At 67.8% G+C, this 4566-nt stretch carries 4 protein-coding genes; 2 read left to right on the plus strand and 2 right to left on the minus strand.

The window, feature by feature from the left end; genetic code table 11:
• Positions 1–212: 212 nt before the first annotated feature.
• On the minus strand, positions 213–956 hold the full coding sequence (locus ACGFWI_RS38715) for a hypothetical protein (protein WP_393910758.1): 744 nt from the start codon (positions 954–956) through the stop codon (positions 213–215).
• 28 nt (positions 957–984) lie between these two features.
• Positions 985–1575 carry a hypothetical protein gene (locus ACGFWI_RS38720; protein WP_393910759.1) on the minus strand — a complete coding sequence of 197 codons (591 nt, stop codon included), beginning with the start codon at positions 1573–1575 and terminating at the stop codon, positions 985–987.
• A 729-nt stretch (positions 1576–2304) separates the two neighbouring features.
• Here ACGFWI_RS38720 and ACGFWI_RS38725 point away from each other — a divergent pair.
• Together ACGFWI_RS38725 and ACGFWI_RS38730 are read left to right on the plus strand one after the other, a co-directional pair.
• Positions 2305–2997 carry an ATP-binding cassette domain-containing protein gene (locus ACGFWI_RS38725; RefSeq protein ID WP_393910760.1) on the plus strand — a complete coding sequence of 231 codons (693 nt, stop codon included), beginning with the start codon at positions 2305–2307 and terminating at the stop codon, positions 2995–2997.
• Positions 2994–4566: YhgE/Pip family protein (locus ACGFWI_RS38730; protein ID WP_393910761.1), on the plus strand; the 1573-nt coding region annotated here is incomplete at its 3' end. The genes ACGFWI_RS38725 and ACGFWI_RS38730, both read left to right, overlap by 4 nt.

Below are 4566 nucleotides of genomic sequence, written 5' to 3' on the forward strand. Positions count from 1 at the left end.
CAGCGTTAGCTGGGGGAGTGCCGTAGCTGTCGTCGTGCGCCCGCCAGGGATTACGGGACAGCCCTTAAACGGCGGAGCTGCCCAGGAACCCGGCGCACCGGAGATTTCCGACCGGCCTCTCGCCGCGACAGACAGAAGGGGCAGCCGTACGGCGCCAGCCGTCGTGGCGTCCACCACGCGGAGGGGTGCGGTTCGGCAGCCGTCGGCCGGAGTCAGCACCAGGTGGTGAGGTCGTATACGGCCTGGCAGCGGCTATCGGAGACCGGTCGCTGGAAACGGTCGAGGTCGTGGGACGACGCCAGCGCCGGGAAGATCATGTCGGCGGTGCCGCCGCGTGAGTCGAGGTTCCCCGCCTCGTCGCGCATGCAGAAGTCGAGTCCCCAGACATCACCGGTTTCCGTCCATCTGACGTAGTACCGGGCGTAACGCTCGTCGACGAGCATGAAGCCGAGGAGACGCCACTCCACCTCACCTGTTTCGTCTGCTTCGTCTTCCAGGTCTTCATCGATGGACGCTGCGTCGTTCGCCGGGCCGAGGGAAAGCAGCGGCAGGTACAGGGCATCCGCCAGGGTGACGGGCGGAGCTTGGAGGGTACCGAGGAAGTGACGCCGGGCGTCGAGTACGGGGATCGGGAAGACCTCGTCGTGGGAGGGCGGGCCGAGAGCCTCGCGGTGGGCGATGCATGCGCGTAGTGCGGCGATGACCTGATCGTGTGGGATTTCCTCGCCGTCATCGTCGAGCAGCGGGATCTCCAGGGCGTATGTGGAGTCAAGGTCTCGGCCGTCCCACAAGACGACTCTCGCACCACGATCGTCGTCTGTGGGCGGGAGCAGCCCCCGCAGCACATGCGAACCCGGCGTCAAGGGGGAGGCCACGAACTCTCGCAGCCTCCCCAGCAGGCTCTCAAGGAGAATGTCGCGCGGGGTGCGGCCGGCGGTGGGGTCGTCCTCAACCACGGTGATCGATTCTCCCTGAGAGTGCGAGTCAGACGGTGTTCACGACGTCAGGGCACCGGTTGACGCCCTGGCAGTAGGCCGTGATCGTACCGATCTTGCCCTTGTGTCCCGGCAGTTTGTAGCGGCCGTCCTTGGTCTCCCAGTGCCACCAGGAAATCACCCTGATCTTGGCAACCGTGTGTCCGTTCTTGAGTACCACGGCGCCGAACTCCTTGCGGTAGCCCTTACTGGCCTCGGGGTGCTCGTTGTAAGCCGCCTTGACGACCTTCTCGTTGTGGATGTTATGGGGGCCGGAGAAGTGGTTCCAGCCGAGCTTGCTGTTTCCCCACCGAGTCGGGATCTCTCGCCCATGTACCTCTCGGCTGTTGAATTTATTGGTGTGCCATGCGTGATCCGCGACGGTTATGGACGTGGTCGCGGGCCGGCCCCGCAGTGGACTGACCGCTGCTCCGATCGGCTTCGTCAGAGCCTTCGCACCATACAAGCGGGTGAACTCCGCGTTGGAGAGAACGACGGCTTTTTTGAGCGGTCCCTTCTCCGCTGTTGCTGCGTGTGCGGAGAAAGGCATCAGAACTGTCGCGGCAAGAGCGATCCCCATGGTCTTACGAACAAACGTCATGCAGTCCCCCTGGACGTTGTCGCGGCACTCGCTGTGGTCGATGAAACAAGCGGACGAGTGCCAGGCCCACCGTTCCGTAGAGACCATTCGAACATCACAGGGCGCTCACCATTCAACCCCAATTCCTGGGCGTGTCATGGTGGTTGGGCGGTCAATGAAACTGAGGGGGTTGTATGAAGGTAGATGTTGTAGTCGTTGCTGTTCCGAGTCTGATGCGGCACATTGGACGGGATGTGTTCCTCATGGGGGTATGTGCGCATCGGCATCGCGCTGAGGGGCAGCCGACCGTGATCGAACTCCCCGCTGACGAAGCTCCGGAGGCGCCGGTGTCTCCCTGCCGGCTCGCTGTTCGCTGGGAAGCAGCCCTCCCACTCGCCCTCGTACGGCAGTCGCTGGCCGGCCGGGCACCTGACCGCACTTCAAGCACGTCCTCGACCGAGCCGGGCCGCTGCCCACCGGCGGCGTCTCGCTGGCCTCGATGCCGCCGGGGAATAGAGACGCGTTCTCGTGAAGTGGTTGCGGGATGGCAGGTCGGGGCGGGTCAGGGAGGTACCCACGTCCTACCGAGGGATGTCTGCTATTCGTCGGCGTGCGGGGAAACCTGACCATCACCGCCACCCAACCGTCACGTCCCCCTCGGGCACCGGGACGCCGCCACCATCACGTGAAGAGCGTCACAACTGGCGTGCTCCAGGGGTGGGTTGACCGATCCCGGCTAGGACTTGCTGCATGACAGCTGCTGGAGTTGACGTGGTGGCCCGCGGGGCGAGCGTGCGGGGAGCGAGGGGCCCGGTGTTCGAGGGAGTGGACCTGGACATACCGGCGGGCGGACTGCTGGCTGCTCACGGCCCGGCCGGTTCCGGGCGTACCTCTCTGCTGCTTGCGCTTGCCGGGCGGATGCGGCTCTCCGGCGGAGCCATCCAGGTCGGGGGGTACGTCCTGCCCGCCGAGGGGCGACGGGTACGCAAGCTGGTCGCCATCGCCCGGGCCGCGCCCGCGGTCGATCTCGAAGGGCGGCTGCGGGTGCGGGAGGTGATGGCCGAACGCTGCCTGACCAGCCCCGGTGTGACGGAGCGCCGCATCCGCCAGGCATTCGAGACCCTGGACCTCGCCCCACGAGAGGCAGATCTGGTCGAGGACCTCGGTCCGGCTGACGGGCTGCTGCTGGCGACCGCACTGGCCCTCGCCGAACAGCCCGGCGCCCTCGTGGTCGACGACGTCGACGACGGTCTGCAGCCCGACGCGCACGGACCCGTGTGGGAGGCCCTGCACCGGGTCCAGGACAACGGTCCCACCGTGCTGGCCGGCTGCCTCCATCCGCCCCCGCCCACTCCCGGCCTGATCGCGCTGTTACTTCCGCGGCGCAGCCGGGACCGTCTCCCGGCCGAGACGGCCGCTGTCCGAGAGGACGCCGACACATGAAAGCTGTCAAGCTGGCGCTGCTGGAACTCCGGCGCTTCCGAGGCCCGATGCGCCGACTGGTCCCGGTCCTGCTCTGCCTGGTGCCATTGCTGTACGGCGCCATGTACCTCTGGGCGAACTGGGATCCGTACGGCAAGACCGACCGCATGCCCGTTGCCGTCGTCAACCAGGACCAGCTGGCGCATGCCCGGCAGGGCAACCGGGTCAACGCCGGCGACCAGCTGGTCCAGCAGCTCAAGGCGTCCGGCACCTTCGACTGGCACTTCGTCGGACCGGACGAGGCGAGGGACGGGCTGGAGCACGGACGCTACTTCTTCACCATCGACATCCCATCCGACTTCAGCCGCAAACTCGCCACCGGTGCCGACACCCGCCCGCAACAGGCGGGCATCCGGATCGAACTCAACGATGCCAACAACTACATCGCCGGCATCATGACCGAGGTGGTGCAGAACAAGCTGCAGGACCAGGTCAACTCCGCCACGCATGCCGCCTATGTGCGCAGCGTCTACGGCGAGTTGTCGGATGTGCGCGACAAGCTGTCCACCGCGGCTGATGGCGCACACCGGCTGGTGGGCGCCACCCGCGTGGCGCAGCAGGGCACTTCCACGGTCGCGTCGGCGACCTCCACCCTGCACGACGGTGCCGACGGCGTCGCCGCCGGGGCGCGGCAGATCGCTCGTGCCACCGGGCAGATCGACGACCTCTCCGGCCGCCTCGACCGGGCCGCCGCCGACCGCTTGCCCGGAGCCGTCTCCGCCCTGGTGACCACCGCCCGGCTGACCACCGACGGCCTGGACGCGGTGCACGCCGCCACCACCGCCACCCGCAAGGGCACTTCGCGTGCCGTGACGGACCTCACCGATCTCGCCGATTCCCACCCCGAATTACGGGCCGACCCCGTCTACCGAACCGCCCTGAGCCACGCCCGTGATCTGGATTCCACCGCCACCGACCTCGACGGCCGGGCCGCCGCCGCGGAGAACAATGCCCGGCACTCCCTCCGTGACGCCGAGCGCCTCCAGGGCGACATCGGCTCACTCAGAAGTGATGTGCTGGCCCTGCACACCCCGCTCCGTCTCGTCGACACCGGGTCCCACAGCGCCGCCGACGGCGCGCGCGGCCTGGCCGACGGGCTCGGCACCTTGGAAAGGGGCTCCGGAGCCCTGCGCTCCGCCGCCGACCAGGCGCACGACGGTGCCTCCGACGTCTCCCGCACCGTGGACGATGGACTGCACAAAATTCCCCGCACCAGCCCCGACCAGGTCGCCCACGCCGCCGAGGTACTGGGCACACCCGTACACTTCGATCGCGGCAACCTGCATCCGGCGGGGGTCTACGGACGCGGTCTGGCCCCGTTCTTCTTCGGCATCGCCCTCTGGGTTTTCGGCCTCTTCGCCTACCTGATGCTGCGCCCGCTCAACGTCCGTGCTCTGGCCGGTCGGGTCGGTGCGTTCACCACCGCCGTCGCGGGATGGCTGCCGGCGGCGGTGCTCGGCGCCGTGGGGGCGCTCGTGCTCTACGGTGTCGTCGACCTCACCCTGGGGCTCAGTCCCGTCCACCGCTTCG

Source organism: Streptomyces sp. NPDC048434 (assembly GCF_043200375.1).
Taxonomy (GTDB): domain Bacteria; phylum Actinomycetota; class Actinomycetes; order Streptomycetales; family Streptomycetaceae; genus Streptomyces.